Annotated in this window: 6 protein-coding genes and 1 pseudogene; all 7 read left to right on the top strand. The window is 41.4% G+C overall.

All coding sequences use genetic code 11. The features are described from left to right. A pseudogene (gene psaA / locus C7B62_RS24410) lies at positions 1 to 269 on the top strand (photosystem I core protein PsaA); the annotation flags it as partial. A gap of 125 nt (positions 270 to 394) precedes the next feature. Beyond that, positions 395 to 2,626: a photosystem I core protein PsaB gene (psaB, locus tag C7B62_RS24405; protein ID WP_106243861.1), complete on the top strand. Its 2,232-nt coding sequence runs from the start codon at positions 395 to 397 to the stop codon at positions 2,624 to 2,626. 241 nt (positions 2,627 to 2,867) lie between these two features. Next, positions 2,868 to 3,437 carry a photosystem I reaction center subunit XI gene (locus C7B62_RS24400; RefSeq protein WP_106243858.1) on the top strand — a complete coding sequence of 190 codons (570 nt, stop codon included), beginning with the start codon at positions 2,868 to 2,870 and terminating at the stop codon, positions 3,435 to 3,437. A gap of 192 nt (positions 3,438 to 3,629) precedes the next feature. After that, complete coding sequence (locus tag C7B62_RS24395) at positions 3,630 to 3,773, top strand: photosystem I reaction center subunit VIII (RefSeq protein WP_233220141.1); 144 nt, start codon at positions 3,630 to 3,632, stop codon at positions 3,771 to 3,773. 251 nt (positions 3,774 to 4,024) lie between these two features. Continuing rightward, complete coding sequence (locus C7B62_RS24390; protein ID WP_233220139.1) at positions 4,025 to 4,507, top strand: Photosystem I reaction center subunit III; 483 nt, start codon at positions 4,025 to 4,027, stop codon at positions 4,505 to 4,507. Between the two features lie 41 nt (positions 4,508 to 4,548). Further along, complete coding sequence (locus tag C7B62_RS24385; protein WP_106243851.1) at positions 4,549 to 4,689, top strand: photosystem I reaction center subunit IX; 141 nt, start codon at positions 4,549 to 4,551, stop codon at positions 4,687 to 4,689. A gap of 132 nt (positions 4,690 to 4,821) precedes the next feature. Next, on the top strand, positions 4,822 to 5,065 hold a 244-nt coding region (locus tag C7B62_RS24380; protein WP_106243865.1), incomplete at its 3' end, for a thioredoxin family protein.

Raw genomic sequence — 5,065 nt, 5'->3', positions numbered from 1 at the left:
GTGCGCTTTCGGCTTATGGAATTATGTTCCTAGCAGGACATTTTGTCTTTGCCTTTAGCCTCATGTTTCTCTTTAGTGGTCGTGGCTATTGGCAAGAGCTAATCGAGTCGATTGTTTGGGCGCACAACAAGCTTAAGATTACCACTGCCATTCAACCTCGCGCCCTTAGTATTACCCAAGGTCGTGCTGTAGGAGTAGCTCACTATCTATTAGGGGGAATTGTTACTACCTGGGCTTTCTTCCTGGCGAGAATGACTGCGATCGGTTAGATAAATCACCTTAAAAAATCTGTAAGGGCGAACGGTGAGGCAGTTGCGGTGGGCGGTTTTACCGACATAAGCAAACTGTCGAACCCGAAGGGCCTACTAAAACTAACGACTAACAACTAATAATTATGGCTACCAAATTTCCTAAATTTAGCCAAGACCTTGCTCAAGATCCAACCACTCGTAGAGTTTGGTATGGTATCGCAACGGCTCATGATTTTGAACTTCATGACGGCATGACGGAGGAGAATCTTTATCAAAAGATCTTTGCCTCTCACTTCGGACATATTGCCATCATCTTCCTGTGGACATCGGGTCTACTATTTCACGTCGCATGGCAAGGCAACTTTGAACTGTGGATTAAAGATCCGTTAAATATTCCGCCCATTGCTCACGCTATTTGGGATCCGCAGTTTGGACCAGGGGCAATTGATGCCTTTACCCAAGCCGGTGCGTCTAATCCCGTCAATATTTGCTATTCAGGGGTTTATCACTGGTGGTATACCATTGGGATGCGCTCCAATAACGAGCTATACATGGGGTCGATATTTTTGATGGTACTAGCAACAGTAATGTTGTTTGCTGGCTGGCTACATTTACAGCCCAAATTTAGACCTAGTTTAGCTTGGTTTAAAAATGCCGAGTCGCGACTCAACCATCATTTAGCTGGTTTATTCGGCGTTAGTTCTTTAGCTTGGGCTGGTCACTTAATTCACGTGGCAATCCCCGAATCTCGCGGACAGCACGTAGGTTGGGATAACTTCTTAAGTATTCCCCCTCATCCCGCAGGTTTAGCACCTTTTTTTAGTGGTAACTGGGGTGTGTATGCTCAAAATCCTGATACTGCTGGACACATTTTCGGGACATCAGAAGGCGCGGGGACAGCAATTTTAACTTTTTTGGGTGGGTTCCATCCCCAAACCGAGTCCCTGTGGCTGACAGATATGGCTCATCATCATTTGGCGATCGCCGTTATCTTTATTATTGCAGGACATATGTACCGTACTAACTTCGGTATTGGTCACAATATTAAAGAGATGACTGAAGCTTTACAAGGACCTGGCTGGGATGGTTTCTTTATTGCTCCTAAAACTGGTCGCGGACACAAAGGTATATACGATACCTATAATAATTCTCTGCACTTTCAGTTGGGCTGGCATCTGGCTTGTCTGGGGGTAGTTACTTCCTTAGTAGCACAGCATATGTATTCAATGCCTCCCTATGCTTTTATTGCCAGAGACTATACTACTATGTCTGCTCTGTATACCCATCATCAATATATTGCTGGCTTTTTGATGATTGGTGCATTTGCTCACGGTGCGATCTTCTTAGTGCGGGACTACGATCCTGAGTTAAATCGGGATAATGTTTTAGCTAGGGTTTTAGATCACAAAGAGGCAATTATATCTCACCTCAGTTGGGTATCCCTATTCCTCGGTTTCCATACCTTGGCTTTATATGTACATAACGATGTTGAAGTCGCTTTTGGTGCAGCAGAAAAGCAAATTTTAATCGAGCCTGTATTTGCCCAATGGATTCAATCGGTTCACGGCAAGGCACTCTATGGACTCAGCACCTTACTTTCTAATCCCGATAGTATAGCTTCTACTGCTTGGCCCAATCACGCTAATGTTTGGCTTCCAGGTTGGCTAGAGGCGATTAATAACGGTACTAACTCCCTGTTTTTGACTATTGGGCCTGGAGACTTTCTAGTTCATCATGCGATCGCCTTGGGTCTTCACGTTACTACTTTAATCTTAGTTAAAGGTGCATTAGATGCTCGTGGCTCTAAGCTGATGCCCGACAAAAAAGATTTTGGCTATGCTTTTCCCTGTGATGGGCCAGGACGGGGTGGCACTTGCGATATCTCTGCTTGGGATTCGGCCTACCTAGCCACCTTCTGGATGCTCAATACTTTAGGTTGGATTACCTTTTATTGGCACTGGAAACACCTAGCGATCTGGCAGGGGAACGTGGCTCAATTTAATGAGGGTTCTACTTATCTCATGGGCTGGTTTAGGGATTATCTTTGGGCAAATTCTGCGCAGTTAATCAACGGCTATAATCCTTATGGCACGAATAATTTAGCAATCTGGGCTTGGATCTTTCTCTTTGGTCATTTAGTCTGGGCGGTTAGCTTTATGTTCCTAATCACCTGGAGAGGTTACTGGCAAGAGTTAATCGAAACTCTGATGTGGGCGCACGAACATACGCCACTATCATTTGGTTATCCCAAAGACAAGCCCGTGGCTTTATCAATTGTCCAGGCTCGTTTAGTAGGTCTAACTCACTTTGCCGTCGGCTACATTGCTACCTATGGAGCGTTTCTAATCGCTTCGACAGCCAGCAAGTTTGGCTAGCTAAATCAATCTTTAATTCGGAGTGAACAATAGAAATAAAGCCCTCCATTCTTTAATATTTCTACTCTGAATTAGCAAGCTTGGGGGATTCTCCTCTCCCAAAATAGAAAACACCCGATCGCAAACAGGGCATATGGTCGGGTTTCCTAACTAGTCGCACTATGTCGCTCAGTTAGGACAGATAAGTTAACTGCTCGTAAGTAATAAGTAATAAGTAATAAGTAATAAGTAATAAAAGATTATGACTCAAACTACGACACCCGATATTACTCCAGATTATGCTGAGGCAGAATTAATCAAACCCTACAAAGGCGATCCTTGCTTAGGTAATCTTTCAACTCCAATCAATGACTCAGAATTAGTTAATGCCTTTATTCGTAATCTACCTGCCTATCGTGAAGGCTTGAGTCCTTTTATGCGTGGCTTAGAAATTGGCATGGCTCACGGTTACTTTTTGATTGGGCCTGAAATTATCTTTGGACCATTGCGAGAAACTTCTCACGGAGCAAATTTAAGTGGAGTTATTACCGCTATTTATATTACCGCTTCGGCAGTTCTAGGCATTTCCATTTTTGCTCTGGCAACTTTTCAAGGCGATCCTAGAGGGGCATATAATTCCCATTCTCAAGACGATCTCAGACCTTTGAGAACTAAAGAAGGCTGGTTTCAACTTGGTGGCGGTATTTTTGTCGGGGCAATGGGCGGTGCGGTATTTGCCTACGCTTTGCTAGAAAACTTTGACGATTTAGACGCAATTTTACGCGGTGCGGTAAATGTTAGCCAACATTTAACGCCTTTAATCTGGGGCTAGTAATTAAGTAACAAGTAATAAGTAATAAGTAAGTTGTCACGCATTTAATTTACTGGTTGAGAAAAGGCAGGAGGCAGGGAGCAGAAGGCAAGAGGAAAAGACAAGTATGCAATTTAAATGAACAACAGCTACTTAGGTGGCAACTAACAACTAACAACTAACAACTAACAACTAACAACAAAGAGGTTTATTATGGCAGATGTAACACAAATGACAGGTTCGTACGCTGCTTCTTGGTTGCCTTGGATTTTTATTCCCCTAATTACTTATATTCTTCCTTTTCCTGTCTTTGCGCTCTTGTTTCTTTGGATTGAAAAAGAAGGGCTAGAGAAATAAGTTTAAAACTGCTTTGCGGTTGGCTATTGAGATCAATTCTTGAAAATAACGAGAGACTTAGGGGTAGGTTAAGCTTTTAGCTTTTAGCTTTTAGTTATTAGCTTTTATGGATATTTGAGCCTTTTCATTGGCTCTAAGAATATTTTTGCTCTTTCCAGCTACTTTGAGGAATTGGTATAACTAGCTAATAAAAAATAAATCGAGACTACCAATAATTTAAAGTTCAACTTCAATTATTCACAACCAAAAAAATGATGAAAAAATTATTACCTTTAATTTTGGCAATAATTCTCTGGTGTGCTGCTGCCCCTACTGCGACCGCAGATGGCATTTTAGTAAGATGTAAAGACTCTCCCGCTTATCAAGCAAGGGTTGCCAGTTATCCTGATAACTATTACTTTAGCGAACCCGATCGCGCCTATGGGGAGTATTTAACCTGTGGCGAAGATGACGGATTACCTCATCTAGTTATTGGCTTTGATCGTACTATTGATATTGCGATCGCCTTTAGCATTTTTTTCTATATTACGGGTTTTATCGGTTGGTCAGGGCGAGCTTATTTACGAGCAATCAGCCAAAAAAAATCTCAAGAACAGTTAGAAATATTGATCGATTTGCCTGTGGCAGTTCAATCTTTAGCTCAAGGTTTGCTCTGGCCAATGCTGGCAGTAAAAGAAACCTTGAGTGGTGAACTAACTGCCAGAAATGATGAAATTTCTGTGTCGCCTCGATAGTTTAAATAACAGTTAATTAAATTTAATCAAAATAAACAACCATGCAATACTTTCTTAAATTTTTAACTAGTGCGCCCGTAGTAGCTACTCTCACTGTAATCGTAGTCGCTACTGTCTTTATTGAATTAAATTATTTCTTTCCTGGGTTACAGTATGGTACATATTTTCATGCTCTACCATAATTGAGAACAACTTTAGTCTTGTACTCCCCAAATATTCCCCAAACGGCGATCGCTATTTTTGGCAGTAGTTGAGTCAAATAATTTTATAATTTAGGTAATTAGTTTTACTGACTTTTAAAAATTATAGATAAAATGACCAAAGCCATAGTTAAATTTTCGTCAGAAGACTGTGGAACGTGCCACAAAATGTCTTTTTATGATGCAAAGGTTGCCAAAGAACTAGAGTTAGACTTTATCGATGTCAAAATGCAGGATACTGCTACTTATCGTAAGTATCGTCAAATTTTGATGGCGCAATATCCTGATAAGAAAGACATGGGATGGCCAACCTATATTGTCTGCGAATCTCCTCATGATGATTTTAAGATTATAGGAG

This window comes from Pleurocapsa sp. CCALA 161 (assembly GCF_003003995.1).
GTDB lineage: Bacteria > Cyanobacteriota > Cyanobacteriia > Cyanobacteriales > Xenococcaceae > Waterburya.
Note: the sequence above shows the minus strand (reverse complement) of the source record. Positions and strands in the feature narration are given on the sequence as shown.